Annotated in this window: 14 protein-coding genes; 13 read left to right on the forward strand and 1 reads right to left on the reverse strand. The window is 44.4% G+C overall.

Annotation, left to right across the window (positions count from 1 at the left end; translation table 11 throughout):
* Positions 1–169: 169 nt before the first annotated feature.
* From J0X21_RS16060 to J0X21_RS07450, 11 genes are all read left to right on the forward strand, one after another.
* Positions 170–1,870 carry an aldehyde ferredoxin oxidoreductase family protein gene (locus J0X21_RS16060; RefSeq protein WP_206811557.1) on the forward strand — a complete coding sequence of 567 codons (1,701 nt, stop codon included), beginning with the start codon at positions 170–172 and terminating at the stop codon, positions 1,868–1,870.
* 209 nt (positions 1,871–2,079) lie between these two features.
* Positions 2,080–2,862, forward strand: a complete 783-nt coding sequence (locus J0X21_RS07405) for an IclR family transcriptional regulator (RefSeq protein WP_206811558.1) — start codon at positions 2,080–2,082, stop codon at positions 2,860–2,862.
* A gap of 313 nt (positions 2,863–3,175) precedes the next feature.
* Complete coding sequence (locus J0X21_RS07410; RefSeq protein ID WP_206811559.1) at positions 3,176–4,555, forward strand: MFS transporter; 1,380 nt, start codon at positions 3,176–3,178, stop codon at positions 4,553–4,555.
* Positions 4,556–4,640: 85 nt separating this feature from the next.
* On the forward strand, positions 4,641–6,911 hold the full coding sequence (locus tag J0X21_RS07415; protein ID WP_206811560.1) for a pyruvate formate lyase family protein: 2,271 nt from the start codon (positions 4,641–4,643) through the stop codon (positions 6,909–6,911).
* A 23-nt stretch (positions 6,912–6,934) separates the two neighbouring features.
* Positions 6,935–7,210, forward strand: a complete 276-nt coding sequence (locus J0X21_RS07420) for a glycine radical domain-containing protein (RefSeq protein ID WP_206811561.1) — start codon at positions 6,935–6,937, stop codon at positions 7,208–7,210.
* A 127-nt stretch (positions 7,211–7,337) separates the two neighbouring features.
* Entirely contained in the window at positions 7,338–8,282 is a 945-nt protein-coding gene (locus tag J0X21_RS07425) for a glycyl-radical enzyme activating protein (RefSeq protein WP_206811562.1), read from the forward strand.
* 37 nt (positions 8,283–8,319) lie between these two features.
* Complete coding sequence (locus tag J0X21_RS07430; protein ID WP_206811563.1) at positions 8,320–9,552, forward strand: CaiB/BaiF CoA transferase family protein; 1,233 nt, start codon at positions 8,320–8,322, stop codon at positions 9,550–9,552.
* A 34-nt stretch (positions 9,553–9,586) separates the two neighbouring features.
* A complete protein-coding gene (locus J0X21_RS07435) occupies positions 9,587–10,375 on the forward strand; it encodes an enoyl-CoA hydratase/isomerase family protein (RefSeq protein ID WP_206811564.1) in 789 nt (262 codons plus the stop codon).
* Positions 10,376–10,924: 549 nt separating this feature from the next.
* Positions 10,925–11,941 (forward strand): DctP family TRAP transporter solute-binding subunit, encoded by a 1,017-nt coding sequence (locus tag J0X21_RS07440; RefSeq protein ID WP_206811565.1) that lies wholly within the window; start codon positions 10,925–10,927, stop codon positions 11,939–11,941.
* A gap of 96 nt (positions 11,942–12,037) precedes the next feature.
* Entirely contained in the window at positions 12,038–12,547 is a 510-nt protein-coding gene (locus J0X21_RS07445; protein ID WP_209011340.1) for a TRAP transporter small permease, read from the forward strand.
* A 4-nt stretch (positions 12,548–12,551) separates the two neighbouring features.
* A complete protein-coding gene (locus J0X21_RS07450) occupies positions 12,552–13,832 on the forward strand; it encodes a TRAP transporter large permease (RefSeq protein ID WP_206811566.1) in 1,281 nt (426 codons plus the stop codon).
* Between the two features lie 56 nt (positions 13,833–13,888).
* Here J0X21_RS07450 and J0X21_RS07455 read toward each other — a convergent pair whose 3' ends face one another.
* Positions 13,889–14,794, reverse strand: coding sequence for a LysR family transcriptional regulator (locus tag J0X21_RS07455; RefSeq protein WP_206811567.1), 906 nt, complete (start codon positions 14,792–14,794; stop codon positions 13,889–13,891).
* A gap of 231 nt (positions 14,795–15,025) precedes the next feature.
* Here J0X21_RS07455 and J0X21_RS07460 point away from each other — a divergent pair, with 231 nt between their 5' ends.
* Complete coding sequence (locus J0X21_RS07460; RefSeq protein ID WP_206811568.1) at positions 15,026–15,868, forward strand: hypothetical protein; 843 nt, start codon at positions 15,026–15,028, stop codon at positions 15,866–15,868.
* Between the two features lie 26 nt (positions 15,869–15,894).
* Positions 15,895–16,785, forward strand: coding sequence for a hypothetical protein (locus J0X21_RS07465; protein ID WP_206811569.1), 891 nt, complete (start codon positions 15,895–15,897; stop codon positions 16,783–16,785).
* Positions 16,786–16,823: the final 38 nt, after the last annotated feature.

The following is a 16,823-nucleotide window of genomic DNA, read 5'->3' on the forward strand; positions in this document are numbered from 1 at the left end:
TTTGTTACAATAGATAAAGAACATGTTTTGGCTAATTCTAAAATAAGCGGTTGAGAGGTCATTAAATAATCACCCAATCTTTACAGACTGCGGTGTATAATGATAATGAGCCTTTGCGAAGCTATTGAATTTTAAGGCGGATGCAGCCGCCTGAAGGAGAGGGAAGAGAGTGAACAAGATACTAAGAATTAACATGGCCTCTTTGGAGCAAAAGCTGGAAGACGGGAACAAAGATTACGAATTGCTTGGAGGCCGGGCTTTTATCGCCAAGTTTTTACTCGATGAAGTGAAGCCGTCATGCGAACCTCTTGGACGCCATAACAAACTCATCTACACCCCTGGTTTATTGGGCGGAAGCAAAGTCTTTAGTTCGGGAAGAATTTCAATAGGAGCGAAAAGCCCGCTGACCGGCGGCATCAAGGAGAGCAACGGCGGCGGTGTCGTCGGGATTAAACTGGGCCGGTTAGGCTATAAGGCAATCGTTATTGAAGATCTCCCTCAAAATGATCAGAAGTATATTATCAAAATCAGTGCTGAGGGTGTAGAAATTCTGCCGGGTGAGGAATACTGGGGCTTAAAGGTCTATGAAACGGCGGCCAAGCTCAGGGAGCGCTTTGGCAACAAGGTTGCGGTTTCTTGCATCGGGCCGGCCGGAGAAATGAAGTTCTTCTCGGCCGGAATTGCGAATACCGATGCGGAAGGCGTACCGAGCCGCTACAGCGGCCGCGGAGGCTTAGGGGCGGTAATGGGTTCGAAAGGGATTAAAGCCTTGGTTATTGACGATTCCGGGGCTAAAATGCATGAGCCTGCCAACAGCGCGGAATTCAATGAAGTGATGAAAGAATACGCCAAGATCCTCAAAGAATCCCCGGTGGTTGAAGCTTACAACACCTATGGCACCTCAGCCATGGTGCAAGTGACCAATGCCGTAGGAGGCTTGCCGACCAGAAACTTTTCCGCCGGTAAATTTGAAGGCGCGGAGAAGATTGATGCTGAGCGCCTGTATGACACCATCACCAGCCGTAATGGGAATCCAACCCATGCCTGCATGCCCGGCTGTATGATTCGTTGCTCCAATGTCTATCCGGACGAACAAGGCAATACCGTCGTTTCACCTCTGGAGTATGAGACTATTGCCCTCATGGGTTCCAACTTGTCCATTGATAACCTGGATGTGATTGCCAAGCTGAATTACCTGTGCAATGACTACGGGATTGACACGATTGAGACTGGAGCTGCAATAGGAGTTGCTATGGAAGGCGGAGTGATTCCGTTTGGGGATGCTCAAGGTGCCATTGAATTAGTGCACGAGATTGGGAAAGGCTCCTTAATTGGCCGCGTCTTAGGGATGGGCGCTGCCATTACCGGCAAAGTCTTAGGGGTGACCAATGTTCCGGTCGTGAAGGGACAGTCCATGCCTGGTTACGAACCCAGAGGGATCAAAGGCTTAGGGGTAACCTATGCGACATCTCCCATGGGGGCGGACCATACGGCGGGTGCCACAGCCCGGGCAAAGGTTGACCATAATTCACGGGAAGGACAAGCTGCTTTATCGAAAAAAATGCAGTACACGATCCCGATCTATGATGACCTCGGCCTGTGTATGTTTGTCTCAGCAGCTCTCGGTGCTTACCCTGAGGTGCTGGCTAAATTGGTAAATACTCAGCTAGGGACCAATTATAGCTCGGATGATTTATTTAAACTTGCTCAAGATACAGTCCAGTGGGAGCGTGAATTCAACCGGCGGGCAGGCTTTACCAATGCGGATGACCGCCTGCCCGAGCATTTCTATGAAGAGCAAAATCTTTCCACCGGCACCGTGTTTGATGTCAGTGACGAAGAGTTGGATGAAGTGCACAAGCTGGGATAAGTTGCGGAGTAAGAGTTTGAAACCTCTAAAGGGAGACCTTTGGAGGTTTTCTTACATGTTCGCCGTTCGCTCTTAATAATATGCCGTTCACCCTTAAATAGATACCGTTTGGGTTAAATTTATACTTTTCGCAATTCTTTTATATTAATATGTTACTAGAAAGGAAACTAGGTTCCCTAGAAGTGAACAGCCTGAAAGGAAGACAGCGAATGAATGATGTTGACACTTCTACCCGTAACAGCGGTTGTATAGATAAAGTGGTTGAAATCTTAGGGTGTTTTTCCTATGAACAACCTGAGCTTGGTGTGACCGAAATTGCAACGAAGCTGGAGATGTATAAGAGTACCATATTCAGAATTCTCAAGAATATGGAAAGAAACGGCCTTGTCAGCCAAAATCAACATAACTTAAAATATCGCCTGGGATTTAAACTCTTAGAGTTAGGAAACATAGTCTTGTCTGGATTGCAAATCAGGCATATCGCCCTCCCCAAAATGCGAGAGCTTAATGAGTCAACGCGGGAAACGATTACACTGAATGTGGTTGAAAATAACATGCGCGTTTGTATTGAAAAGTTAGAGAGTCCTGAACCTGTCCGTAATTTCGACCAAAGCGTCGGCGGCAGAAATCCTTTGTACTTAGGAGCTGCGGGCAAGGTGCTCTTGGCATTTTTGCCTGATCAGCAAATCAATTTGATTCTAAAACAAAAAAACTTGGAAGCAACCATTCTGGGACTTGCAGTAACCCCTTCAATTCTGCGTGAACAAATAGCTCGAATCAGGCAGCAAGGATATGCGCATTTCTCAAATGAACGCAGTAAAGGAGCAGCTTCGGTTGCCGCGCCCATTCGCAATCATGAAGGGAATGTAGTTGCAGGAATAAGCCTTTCCGGTCCGGAATATCGTTTTGTAGGGGAACGGTTGGATAGTTTGATTCGAGATGTTATTAGCGGTGCCGAAGACATTTCCGCAAGACTGGGTTGGAGAAAATAGCTTTTTTTTTACCCATTGACGGGAACTGCGTTCACTCTAAAGCAACAGACTTAAGAGTCGGAAAATCTTGAAAAGAGAAATAAGGTTATATTTTTTAATCATTCAAGGGAACAGAGTTTCGCTAGAGGGAACGAGAATGATCCTCAAGTAAAAAACCTCAACAATGGACAAGGAGGTGAGTAGGTCCGAGAGCACGTTGTGGATTAACTGCTAAGGAGGTGAGGGCAAAATAAAATTCTCAAGTCCAGCCCATTAAAAAATCCCTTATAACATCCCATCCCATTATATTTTTTGGAAGGAGATGAATTGAATTATGGAAGCACAAGTCCAAGCTAATGTATCAGTCAAAAAACACGGAATTATACCTAAAGCTCCGGGAGTATCTTGGTGGGCCTTGCTTCTTTTGTGGGCAGTTTTCGGCATTAATGCCATTGGCCGTGAAATGATGAATCGGGTGACTCCGGCGATTGTCGCTGAATATCATATTGACGCAACCACGTGGGGGCTTATTGCCGCGTTAGTCATGATCGCAAATTCCGCGCTTGCCCTTCCGGGCGCAAGATGGTCTGATGCAGGTGGTCATGGCTGGGCCAGAAAATATAGACATTTACCAGTTGTAATCGGTTATACTTTATTTTGTGTATTAACTGGATTAAATGTTTTTACGGTTAGTCTTGGTGGATTCATTATTTTACAAATGTTAAAGAGTGGGTTTAGCGGTTGGGGTGAGTCAATCGAAGTTACTTCCGTCGCAGAATGGTGGCCGGAAGAGTACCGCGGATTTGCACAAGGAGCGCACCACGCAGGCTATCCTTGGGGTTCTCTTATCGGTGGTGCTTTAATTGCCTTGATTCTTGCCCAATATGGCGAGGAAAATTGGCGTTTAACTTTTCTGCTGATTCCTTTGCTGCAGATCCCAGTATTTGCAATTTATTGGATATTCGCAAATCCAAGGAATTTCAAAACATTCCAAGAAAAGTCCAGAAAGATGGGACTTACACCCACAATTCAAGAGGATGCCACCGAAGCAGTCGCTAAGCCCGGTGCTATGGGCAGAGCATTAAAAAATCCTAATATTGTCATGGCTGCTTTTGGCTCTTTCTTAGGGATCGTTTCTTATGCCGGTCTCGGTTTTTGGCTGGCTCCGTACCTTTCCTTCGTAGGTAAAATGAGTATTTCCGCAGCCGCAGGCTGGAGCGTTATCTTTACTATTACAGGCGGTATCGGTCAAATTTTCTGGGGAACCTTATCAGATAAAATCGGCCGTAAAGTAACTTTGATTATTACCTTCTTGTGGCTCGCTGTTGGCTTGTATCTCATGCAGTACACTGTAAACGGTTTAGGTTGGCTGATCGGAATTCAACTGTTTGCCGGCATGGCCACAAACGCCATTTTCCCGGTGCTCTATTCTTTGGCGACCGATTCTTCCGAACCGGGAGCTGCGGGAATCGCGAACTCGATCAACCTTTTTGGTCTCTATATCGGTGGTATCTCCCCGTTCGTCTTAGGCATATTTATTAATTTAGGCGGCGGCTGGAACACGCAAACGGGTTATGTCTATGGTCTTTGGTTCTTGTCCGCTTGCATGGTTATTGCAGCTTTGGCGATCCTGCTCTTCACCAGAGAAACCCGTGGTCCTTGGAAAGGCCGTGACTTTAGCTTAGTCAGTATGGAAAAATGCAACGTTAAATAGTTTTATAGGGAATTGCAATTTGTCCATGTGAAAAGTTGCAATTCCCTTGTATCAAACAGGATTTAGAAAGAGGGAGGTAGAATCAATGTCAGTGCAGGAAAAAGAAGTCGAGCAAATCAACGAAGTTGGCAGTAAATTAGGCATGCAATGGAGAGACGGCACCAGTGCTGAAGTTGGAAGCACCTACCGCATTCAGCAGTTGAACAAACTGCTGCACGCCAACAGGCCAAATTTGGAAATTCATCGGACCAGATGCTTTACCAAAGTCTTTCAAGAAACCGAAGGCCAGCCCTACCTTAGAAGACGATATTTAGCCAGTGCCGAAACTTACGCTACGCTCCCGGTGCAAATTTACAATCATGAGCGGATTGTCGGCTGGCAAGGCCGCAAACCCAGAAGCGAAAACTTTAATATCGAAATCCATGCGGATTGGCTGGGCAATGAAATTGACGAAATGCCTGAGCGCCGCTTTGACCCTTTCCAAATTAGTCCGGAAGATATTGAAGAATTAAAAACTGTTCACATTCCGTATTGGAAAGATAAAACATTGACTGCAGTATGGAAGCAGCAAGTCCCTAATCCTGATAAAATGTTCTTCTGCGGAGTCGCAGACTGCATTAATTACCTTTCCAATCCCGGGTCGCACTTTCTGCCGGATTATCAAGTTCTGATGAAGACAGGCTACAGAGGATATGCCCGGCTGGCGGAAGAATATTTAGCCAAAGTAGATGACAATAACCCGGAAGACATTGGGAAACGGGACTTTTATGAGGGGATCATTAAAGTTCTTGAAGCCGTACGCATTATGGCCAATAATTATGCGGTGAAAGCCGAAGAGCTGGCGGTCGCTGAAAGCGATCCGCAGCGCAAAGCGGAGTTGTTGGAAATAAGCGATGTTTGCCGTCATGTACCCTGGAATCCTCCCCGGACCTTTAGAGAAGCGGTTCAAACCGCGTGGTTCACCCAGATGCTCTTAAACATTGAAGGCGCCGGTCCTAGCATGTCCTACGGCCGTTTTGACCAGTACATGTATCCTTTCTACAAACGGGATCTTGAGGCCGGGATCCTGACTCCGGAAGGAGCTATGGAGTACCTTGAAGAACTCTATATTAAAACCACCAATATTCCTTGGTTCCAGCCGACTCAATTAGCCTATTATTTCGGCGGATATTATAAATTCCCACAGCTTGGGGTCGGCGGGTTAACCAAAGAAGGCCGGGACGCTTCCAACGAAGTTTCTTACCTCTGCCTGCGTGCAATGCGGCATGTGCGTACGACCGCACCGTCTGTGGCGTTATATTTGCATCAGAAAACACCGGAGTCTCTGTTAATTGAAGCATGTAAACTCAGTGCCGAAGGCATGGGCCATCCCTCATTTTTCAACGTGGATACCTACTCCAAAATGCTGGAATACCGCACAGGCGGGTTGAACGGAAAAAGTCCGTACACCATGGAACAAATCTTGGAAGGCGGCTGTCCCATCGGCTGTGTTGAGCCTGGGGTCATGGGACTGCAATATGGACATACTGATTCGGCCATTGTAAACTTGGGCGCAGTTGTAAGCCTCGTTATGACGAATGGGATAAAACCGGCCGCACTCCCTGGATGGGGTGCAGGTCAGCAGGTTGGCCCTCAAACCGGTGAGCCGCATGTCATGGAAACTTATGAGGACTTTAAGGCGGCTGTCAAAAAACAACTTGAATATCATATCAAGGAAGTCCATGCCCATATGATAGTGGCCGAGAAAATCATTGCTGAGCAACATCAAGTCCCTCTGTTCAGTGCACTTTCGCGCGGGGTTATTGAGAAGGGCAAAGACGTTAGCGGCGGCAGCGCTTATTGTAATGTGGGCCCGACGATTCAGGCAGTAGGTCTGGCGGATATGTCTAACTCGCTCGCAGCCGTTAAGAAATGCGTCTATGACGAAAAGACGGTAACCATGAACGAGCTGTGCCAGGCGCTGGATGCAAATTTCGAAGGGTACGAAGATCTGCGGCTCAAACTGCGCAATGCTCCGAAGTACGGCAATGACGATGATTATGTTGACGACATTGCCGCCGAGATGTTCCAATTCTTCTCGGATACAGTCCGCTCCTTGAAATGCTATCGGGGCAACTATTCCGATCCGGCGGTGCAAATGGTTCAGGCGCACGTCGGATTTGGTGAAATGACCTGGGCACTGCCCAATGGCCGCCTGGCCATGAAACCGTTGGCCGATACCATGTCGGCTGAACAACAGACAGATGTTTACGGTCCGACAGCAGCTGCCAAAAGTTATGGCAAACTGAATTTCCCGGCTTTTACCAACGGAACACTGTTAAACATGTGGATCAGCCGCTCTGAGTTAGTAAAGTAAGACTCTTAAGGAGGTAATGAGCGATGTCTAAAAAAAATCAATCAACTTATCAGGAACCTGAATATAAAGACGCCGGACTAAGGAATTTCGCTAACCTTATCCGTACCACCCTAAACGATTACGGAGTCGAGCATATCCAGTTTAATACGATTAATAAAGAAACTTTGCTCGATGCCCAAAAACATCCGGAGAAATATCCAACCTTGATGGTGCGGGTCGCGGGTTATAGTGTCTACTTTACCGACCTCAGTAAACGGGTTCAGGATGATGTTATATCCAGAACGGAGCACAGATTCTAGACCTTTGAAAAAGCGGGCGTACGGTGAATTCTCTTTCCCCTGCGCCTTCTTTTCTTCCTATAACAAGACACCCGTTATTTCTTCTAAATGCCTAGTTATCCATTATCCCAGTGCCGGAGGGAAACTTATGCCAATAAAACAAAACGCCTTAGTATTCGATATATCCAGATATCGAATTGAAGACGGCCCCGGCATTAGAACCGCCGTGTTTTATAAAGGGTGTCCTCTTCGGTGTAAGTGGTGCTCCAATCCTTTTGGTTTTCAAACAAAACCGGAACTTGCATATAACAAAAACAAGTGTGTTTCCTGCCTGACCTGTGTCCATGTCTGCTCGCGCCAGGCCATCAAGGTGATCGATGGGAAACCGGTTATTAACAGAAATGAGTGCGATGCTTGCGGATTATGTGCTACTGCCTGTCCCAACAAAGCCCTGGCCATTGTCGGCCAGCTCTATACGCCCGCTGAACTATTTCGCCAGATTCAAAGGGACCGGATGTTTTACCGACGCAATGAGGGTGGAATCACTTTGACGGGTGGGGAGGTTTTACTTCAGGCTCAAGCAGCTGCTGAACTTTTGCGCCAATGCCGTTCAGAAATGATGCACACAGCGATCGAGACTTCGGGGTATGGCCGATGGGAAGACCTCGAAAAACTACTCTCTTTAAGTAATTTGGTTTTTATGGACATTAAGCATATGGATTCTGAGATTCACCGGGAGCTAACCGGTGTTCCCAATGAACTTATTTTTGACAATATTAAGCATGCGGTGGAATATAGCCTTAAATACGGAACGCCTAAAATTATTCTTCGAGTTCCCATTATCATGGGACTGAATGACCAGGAAGATAACTTATTAAAAACCGGTGCGTTTTTTCATTCACTTTCGGACAAGTTGGAAATCAATATTTTGCCCTATCACCGGTTGGGTTCGGGAAAATACGAAATGATTGGTTTAGAGTATCTACTGCCGGAGCTTGAGGTTCCTTCTAAAGAACGGATGGAAGAATATCGGAGGTTGATTGAGCAGACTGGTATTAAATGTACAGTTGGGGGCAGTGAAATTGAAGCCTGACCATGAGATATAACAAATGAAAAGGGGAGTGTAGTTTATGACCAAGCCTTTGGAAGGAATTACGATCTTAGATGCAACAACATTCTTGTCAGGTCCTTATGCTACTCTCTTATTAGCCGGGATGGGCGCGCGCGTTATCAAAGTTGAGCAGCCCAAATCAGGAGATCCGTCCAGAATCAGTCCGCCTTTTGCCGGAAAGAACGGGGCGGCTGCCAAACCACTGGATAAGGAAGATTTGTCTTTTGGCATGTTGAAACGAGGCCGCAACAAAGAGAGCATTACCTTAAACCTTAAGCATGAAAAAGGCAAAGAGATTTTCAGGGAACTAGCTAAACGGGTGGACGTGGTTGTAGAGAACTTCCGTCCCGGAACCATGGATAAACTGGGCGTAGGGTACGATGTCCTTAAAGTGCTTAACCCTGGCCTGATTTATTGTTCTCTGAGTGGATTCGGGCTCTCGGGCAGTTACCGGGATCTTCCGGCCTTTGATATTGTGGTGCAGGCCATGAGTGGGCTGATGTCCATCAACGGCATGCCGGATTCTGCGCCCGTTAAAACCGGTGTCATCATGGGTGATTTGGCCGGGGGTATGTTCTCCGCCCTCGGAATTCTGGGTGCTCTGCGATACCGTGACCTGACAGGGAAAGGCCAACTGGTCGAGACCTCGATGCTGGATGCACTGCTTGCTTTAATTCTGGACGAAGCTCCCGACTTTTGGGCCTCAGAAGGACATTCCGTGCGTATGGGCAACCGCTTGCTGCGATTGACTCCGTTTAATTCCTATCCTACATTGGATGGCTACATTGTGATTGCCAGCGGCAATGACCAGCATTGGGAACGGCTGCTGAAAGCAATGGAGCGGGAAGATTTGATGGGGGACTCCCGGTTTAACAACCAGCCGCAGCGCACTGCGAACGCCGATGGGGTAGATGCGATCATTAGTGCTTGGAGCAGTACGATGACTACTCAGGATGCAGTAAACATCTTAATTCAATATGAGGTGCCCAGTGGCCCGGTTCGTGATGTAATCGATGTCCTAAAGGATCAGGAGCTGATCAAACGGGGAACGTTGGTTGACATTCAGCATCCCACAGCCGGTACCATCAAAGGCTTTAAGGCCTGGGGTTATCCGATCAAGTTTTCGGAAGCGGAGGCAGGCTTTGACCAACTGGCGCCGTTTTTAGGAGCGAATAACAAGGAAGTGTACCGGGATTTATTGGGACTAACAGATGCAGAAATCGAAGAACTGAGGGCTAACAAGGTTATTTGATGCTGCTGCACTATAAGAGAAAGGATAAAAGTCTATGGATGTTAACAACTCCATAATTCTTGAAAGATCAGGCCGGATCTGCACCCTCTACCTGAATAAACCGAATACGAGAAACGCTCTGGATTTTCATATGAGAGAAGAGTTATCGGAAGCGCTTGACTCCATCGCAACTGATCCGTCGATCAGGGTTTTGATTTTATCAGGAAAAGGTTCCGCCTTCTGCGCGGGCGGGGATTTGCGCTCGATGGATCACAAATTCAATCCCTTTGAAGGCCGTCAGCGTTTGAAGACCACGCAGCATACCTGGTTAAAAAAACTAATTGAGTTAGAGATTCCGGTTATTGCTGCCGTAAACGGGGTTGCAGCGGGAGCAGGTTTTAATTTGGCCATAGCCTGTGATCTGGTGGTGGCGGCTGAAGAAGCCAAATTCATTCAATCGTTTATCAAGGTTGGATTAGTTCCTGATGCCGGAGGTCTTTACTATTTGCCGAGATTGGTAGGACTTCATAAGGCAAAGGAGCTAATGTTCAGCGGGGGGATTATTGAAGCCCGCGAGGCAGAACGACTCGGCATCGTTAATACAGTGGTTCCGGGAAATGAACTTATGGCCTACGCCCAGGAAAAAGCAGCTGAGTTGTCTCAGCTGCCGATGAATGCTTTGGCCTTAATCAAAAAGATGTTAAACCTTAGCCTTGAGTCCAATTTAGACACGATGTTGGAATTGGAAGCAATGGCTCAAGATTTGTGTTTTGCGTCAGAGGATTTCGTTGAAGGACGGAAAGCCTTTTTCGATAAGAGAAAGCCTAAGTTCAAAAATAACTAATATACCTCAATACAACTGGGCCGGACTTGGCGAAACCTTACAGGGTGTTAGCCAAAGTCGGCCCAGTTTATTTTTCTTAAGAAGTTATTCAGCTCTTCTGACAATCTATAGCTTGAGACATGATATCAAGGACACGTCTTCTTTCACCTAAATTGTAAAGTGCAAGCCAAACTCCGTTTAGAAAATTCAAATGAAAATTTTTAATTATTGAAATCTCCAATAATTATATTAGGAAACAGAAATATTATTAATCGGATTTATGTTAATATAAAAATAAATTTAAGGACGAGTTATGTATAGAATTTTCTAAACACTAAGAATTTTGTGAAGAGGTTAGGTTTTTTAAGAAAACTCAAAGGAAGATTGCCAGACATGTTAGCAGTTAACGGAAATGTTAATAAATCATGAGAGGTGGTATAAGTCAATCTAAAAAAACATCCTCCAATTCAATCAATCAACAGTAAAACACTTGGTTAATTTATGGAATGTTTGTTCAAACCGATTCACTAAAAATTGAAAGGGCCAATCTATTTCAAGGAGGGTCATTGAATGAAAAAAACAGTGTCGATTTTATTAGTTTTGAGCTTGTTACTTACCTTAGTTATATCTGGTTGCGGAAGCTCAACAAATACTAGCGGAACGGATAATAAGCCGATAATAATTAAATTTTCTCATGTAGTCGCTGAAAGCACTCCTAAACATCAAGCAGCTCTAAAATTTAAGGAGCTCCTTGAAAAAAACTCAAACGGAAAATTCCAGGTACAAGTTTTTCCTTCTAGCCAACTTTATGGCGATAAAGAGGAAATGGAGGCTTTACAGGCTAATAATGTTCAGTTTATTGCTCCGTTGTCAAACAAAGTAGTAAGTTTCTCAAAATCATTCCAAATCAGTGATCTTCCTTTCTTGTTTCAAGACGAGAAATCCGCTTATAGTTTCTATATCGGTGAGAATGGCCAAAAATTATTGAAATCGCTGGAACCGAAAGGAATTTTAGGAGTAGCTTGGTGGTTGAACGCCCAAAAAGTCTTTACAAACTCCAAACGGCCGATTACTAAGCCGGAAGATTTCAAAGGGTTAAAGTTCCGGACTCAAAGCGGCGGGCTACTCGATGATCAGTTCAAGGCCTTGGGAGCTGGGTCGCAAACCATTGCATGGGGCGACACGTACCAGGCTCTACAAAACGGAACCGTAGACGGCCAGGAAAATACCCTGAATAATATTGATACCGCGAAACTAGACGAAGTCCAAAAATACTTAACTATTTCTAACCATGGCCGAAATGACTATGTTGTCTTAACAAACTCGAAGTTTTGGAACAGTCTGTCGCCTGAAGACCAAAAGCTTATCAACGATGCTATGAAACAGGCTACCGATTATGAAATAAAATTAGCGGGTGAGCTTGACCGGAAGAGTTTAGAGAATTTACAAAACCGCGGTAAGATAAAAATCAACACCCTTTCAGACAGTCAAAAAGAAGAGTTTAAGAAAGTGCTACAACCTGTCTATGACAAGTATGTTGATCTAATCGGAAAAGAATATATCGAAGCTGCTAAAAATAGCAAGTAACATAATGAGCGGGGGACATGTATTGGTAACGCCATTACTGTCCCCTCATTACACTACATTATTCTGAAGCTATCTAAAGGGGAGGTTGTCAGCCGAATGATTAAACGATTAGGCCGGTCTTATAAGGCATTTGAGGATTACTTTTGCGGTGGCTTAGTTTTTATTGGCTTATCGCTGATAATGCTTAATGTAATACTACGGTATTTTTTTAATCAATCCAGATCTATTTTGGATGAATTTAGCACTTATTTTATGATTTGGGGAACTCTTGCTGGAACAGCAGTGGCTTTACGCGATGACCATCATATTAAGGTTGATATGCTGTTTATCCGTTTACCGATTAAGCTACAGCGTTGGGTCAGTGTTATTGCTCATATAATCGGGATTTTCTTCGGCTTGTTTTATACTTTTTATGGATCTCAATTAGTTGGACGTTATTATACTTCCGGACAAGTATCCACAGATAGCAGCTTCCCTCTCTGGATAGTTTATCTTATCATGCCGGTCAGCGGATTGATGTTTATTTTCAGGATACTGACAAAACTCTACCTGCTCTTTAAAAACGGCGGTGCTGACTGGCATAGAGCTAACAGCGGGGAGGTTTAAGTTCATGGAAACAGCTATTTTATTTACTCTATTCATTGTTCTTTTTCTGATAAATGTGCCTATTGCTATAAGCTTGGCCCTAGCTGCTATTATCGTTCTTGGAATCGATGGCCAATTCACGATGTATATGGTTGCGCAACGGATGTTTGCTTCACTGCTTTCTAATACGCTTATGGCTATACCAGCGTTTGTTTTCGCAGGAGTGCTCATGTCCTATGGTGGTATATCTAAATATCTTATAGCGGCACTCAAGGCATGGTTTGGGCATTTACCGGGTGGACTAGCAGTAGTAACAATAATGGCTTGTGCCATTTTTGCAGCTATATCCGGATCGAGTCCCGCCACCGCAGCAGCAATTGGTTCGATCATGATGCCTACTTTAATCGAGGGCGGATATGATAAAAAATATGCGATGGGGTTAATTGCGGCAGCCGGTACCTTGGGAATTCTAATTCCCCCGAGTGTCCCAATGGTTGTCTTCGGAGTTACAGCCGAAGAATCCATTGGCAAATTATTCATGGCCGGTTTGCTTCCTGGTCTTTTCTTGACATTAATTCTCATCGTAACTTCCGTGGTATATGCAAAGGCTAAAGGATTCGGCAGAAGTGAGCGTGCATCATGGAACACACGCTGGCGTACAACCATTAAAGCTCTGCCCGGCGCTTTTCTCCCGGTCTTTATTTTAGGAACAATCTACTTAGGCGTAGTTACTCCGACTGAGGCAGCCACTCTTTCCGTATTTTACACGCTTATTGTATCCACTCTAATATATAAAGAGTTTAAATTAAAAGATGTAAGAACAGTATTTAGAGAGTCGATAAATATTTCGTCCATGATCTTTTTGATCATTGCTGCGGCCCAAGTTTTTGCTCTCTTTCTCACCGCCAATCAAGTACCGAATCAAATTTCAATGTGGATTGCTGATCATCATCTTAGTAAGTATGCATTCTTTTTTGCCACAAACTTAATGTTTTTCGTTATGGGTACGTTCTTGGAAGCTGTCTCCATAATTCTCATTACTCTGCCTTTGTTGTTGCCGATAATCCATGCCCTGCATATTGATCTAATTCATTTTGCTGTGGTTATGACAGTGAACATGGAATTGGCAATGATTACACCGCCGGTGGGGTTAAATTTATTCGTAGTCAGTGCAATGGCAAAAGAGCGGGTGGAGAGTGTTGTAAAAGGTGTGGCCCCGTTTTTAGTAATCATGATTCTTGGGTTAATCACGTTTATTTTCTGGCCAGGTATTTCTCTGTACATTCCAAGAGTATTAATGCAGTAAACAAAATTTAAAGGCCTCAGGGTAAAAACCCTGGGGTCTTTATCTATATTGTCCGATCAGTGACAAGAGACGGTTTGTTTGCATATAAAGTTTTTAAAATTTTGTAAAGCTCCGGTTAAAATTAAGTCTTTTCTATGAATAAAAGTGGAATAACGTTTTATGGGCTCACAGTCAATAATCGGCAATGTAATTAAGGTTTTGTCTTTAATCTCGTCTTGGACTGCGATGGAGGGTAAAAAAGCGATACCCATGCCCCGTTTTACCATTATTTTTACTGAATGAATATCATTTAACTCCATAATAACATTTGGTTCTAAACCATAACGTTGAAAAGAACTTTGTATCTGGGACCAAAAATTAGTTTTGACAGCAAATGCGATCAATTTTTCTGTACTAATGTCCTTCAAGCTTACATTTTCTAATTTTCTAATTCTATGCTCCGGGGAGGCAACCAAGATAGATTCATCGGAATGAACAATTTTCGATACAAATCTGCGGTCACTAAAGCTTGGGGAGGGCAATCTGATTATTGCAAAATGGGCCTCTTGTTTTAAGAGCATTTCTATACCATATGGAGAGAAATCGGTATTTAATATTATCTTTACCATTGGGTATTGCTGGTTAAATTTATGAATAATGTCGGGTAAGAGCCAGTTACAGATAGTATGGGTCGAAACAATACTGATTGTACCATGAAAGCCCTCTTTATAATCAGCAACGTTTTTTTTAGCCTCATCAACTAAGGCAAGAATCTGATCTGTGTATTGTAAAAAAACCTGGCCTATCGGTGAAACTTCAACACGTGTTTTTTTACGTATAAATAAGTCTATACCTAATTCGTTTTCTAATGTTTTAATGTGAGTGCTGAGAGTAGGTTGTGAAAGGTACAAGTCACGTGAGGCTAGAGAGTAACTCTTTACGGCTGCAATTTTCTGAAATATTCTTAGATGTTTTAGCTCCAAATTATTTCACCTACCCTGATGTTATCGATATTTTCAATAAATATATCACTAATCCAAAATATTTTCAATAAATTTAATGTTAAAATTTATTTAACAAGATAAAAACCAAGTATTTTGTTGTCTATCAAGATTAAAAGAGGGAGGTTACGGTTTAGCTTTTGAAAGAGTAGTTTAATTAAGTTGCGAAATAATCAATGTTAAGGACTAATCAATAACAAGGAGGATACAAGAATGGGAATAAAAGAGGAACTTCAAAAACTGGCCGAAGCAAATGAGATGGAGTACTTCGGCGTTTCCCCTGCTGAGAGATTAACGAACTTACCTGAAGGCCATCGTCCTACAGACCTATTACCAGGTGCAAAGTCCGTAATTGTATTGGGAAAGAAAATACCACAGGGAGCAATTACGGCTCACAAACAGGCTTTTGCCGGTGAGAGACATCAGTACTTCTCATATACGATTTATGGCTACCTTAAAGTCAACGATATGCTCAATAATGCTGCTTTTCGAGTAGTTAGATATATCGAAAAAAACTATAAAAGGGTAGCATATCCTATACCTTCGAGTCAACCACGTGATGAGTATCTATACATGGGGGCTATGTCGAACCGGTACGCCGCTGTTTGTGCTGGTCTGGGAGAGTTTACTTGGAGCGGCTTTGTTGCGACGCCCAAAGATGGTCCTCGTGTGCGTTGGGTTTCCGTTATCACTGACGCAGAAATCGAGCCTGACAGTCTTTACACAGGTTCTAAGCTTTGCGATCACACAAAATGCAATTTATGTGTTGAAATTTGTCCGGTAGGTGCTCTAAGTGAGGATCAGGCTGTTGAAGTACAAATTGGCGACTTCCGTACTAGCTATTCCCTGCGTCAGAAGGCACTTTGCCGCTGTGCGACAACAGGGTTGGTCAAAGGTACTCCCGGACGTTTGCAAGCCGATATCCCTGCTCAAATGAAAAGCATGGACGACTGGTTCGAGATGAACAAAAAGGATGATCCATGGCAAAGAATGGAGTTTAATCACGGCAATTATTGTCATCGCTGCATGATTGAGTGTCCAATTGGAACGAATTAGACCAGGCGAAAGGGAGAAGGATGCACATGAATCTGAAAGAAGATCTGCGAAAGATGGCATTGGACAATGGTATGGATTACTTCGGTGTCGGATCAGTTGATCGTTGGGCTAATGCACCTGTAGGGCATCGTCCAAATGATCTCCTGCCAGAAGCCAAATCAGTGATTGTCATGGGTGTGCGCGTTCCAGAAGGTTGTACGCAATCTAATCATAGAGCGTATGAGGGCATGAGACACGGTATTTTTACCTACATGCTTTTTGGTTATAACTTGATTAATAGCTACATGGAGGATGTTGCACTGAAACTTGCTGAATATCTGAACGAGGCTGGTTCGAAGGTATTTCTGCCACCTTCTAGTGTGGGGCGTGACGAATACTTAATGCGAGGAGTAATCTCAAACAGGCATTCAGCTGTATGTGCTGGTCTGGCGGAGTTTGGATGGAATGGTTTAGCCCTCACTCCTGACGCAGGCCCCAGAGTTCGCTGGGTGGTTATCGTCACTGAAGCAGAGTTGGAGGCAGATCCTTTATACAGCGGGCCTCCATTATGCAAAAAGTGCAAAAAGTGCGTCAAAGAATGTCCAACTGAAGCACTTAGCGAAACAGAGAGTGTTGACTTAAATATTAGTGACAGAACCTACATCTATGGTAAGCTGATTAAACCGATCTGCAGAAGCGGTGTAACCGGCCTAGCGGCTGGTACGGCCGGCAGATTGCAGGCCCAGAATGTACAACAAACGGTTACTAAGGTGGAGGACTGGTTTAAGCTTGCAAAATCGGACAACAGATGGAACCGGTTAGAGCGGGTTGCCGCAATGTGTGGACGATGCATGATATTGTGCCCTGTGGGACGGAATCAAATAGGTGAGAATGCGTCTGCCCCTACCGACCTTACCCAGACAAAGTCATTCGCCTAATTAATTAGCTATGATATCGAGATTTTGATCTCCCGAGG

The organism is Paradesulfitobacterium ferrireducens (assembly GCF_017310645.1).
GTDB classification, from domain to species: Bacteria; Bacillota; Desulfitobacteriia; order Desulfitobacteriales; family Desulfitobacteriaceae; genus Paradesulfitobacterium; species Paradesulfitobacterium ferrireducens.

What these genes read in the sequence shown, in the direction of transcription:
- J0X21_RS07405 (WP_206811558.1), top strand. Translation starts at nt 2,080, where the DNA reads ATGAATGATGTTGACACTTCTACCCGTAACAGCGGTTGTATAGATAAA.
- J0X21_RS07410 (WP_206811559.1), top strand. Translation starts at nt 3,176, where the DNA reads ATGGAAGCACAAGTCCAAGCTAATGTATCAGTCAAAAAACACGGAATT.
- J0X21_RS07415 (WP_206811560.1), top strand. Translation starts at nt 4,641, where the DNA reads ATGTCAGTGCAGGAAAAAGAAGTCGAGCAAATCAACGAAGTTGGCAGT.
- J0X21_RS07420 (WP_206811561.1), top strand. Translation starts at nt 6,935, where the DNA reads ATGTCTAAAAAAAATCAATCAACTTATCAGGAACCTGAATATAAAGAC.
- J0X21_RS07425 (WP_206811562.1), top strand. Translation starts at nt 7,338, where the DNA reads ATGCCAATAAAACAAAACGCCTTAGTATTCGATATATCCAGATATCGA.
- J0X21_RS07430 (WP_206811563.1), top strand. Translation starts at nt 8,320, where the DNA reads ATGACCAAGCCTTTGGAAGGAATTACGATCTTAGATGCAACAACATTC.
- J0X21_RS07435 (WP_206811564.1), top strand. Translation starts at nt 9,587, where the DNA reads ATGGATGTTAACAACTCCATAATTCTTGAAAGATCAGGCCGGATCTGC.
- J0X21_RS07440 (WP_206811565.1), top strand. Translation starts at nt 10,925, where the DNA reads ATGAAAAAAACAGTGTCGATTTTATTAGTTTTGAGCTTGTTACTTACC.
- J0X21_RS07445 (WP_209011340.1), top strand. Translation starts at nt 12,038, where the DNA reads ATGATTAAACGATTAGGCCGGTCTTATAAGGCATTTGAGGATTACTTT.
- J0X21_RS07450 (WP_206811566.1), top strand. Translation starts at nt 12,552, where the DNA reads ATGGAAACAGCTATTTTATTTACTCTATTCATTGTTCTTTTTCTGATA.
- J0X21_RS07460 (WP_206811568.1), top strand. Translation starts at nt 15,026, where the DNA reads ATGGGAATAAAAGAGGAACTTCAAAAACTGGCCGAAGCAAATGAGATG.
- J0X21_RS07465 (WP_206811569.1), top strand. Translation starts at nt 15,895, where the DNA reads ATGAATCTGAAAGAAGATCTGCGAAAGATGGCATTGGACAATGGTATG.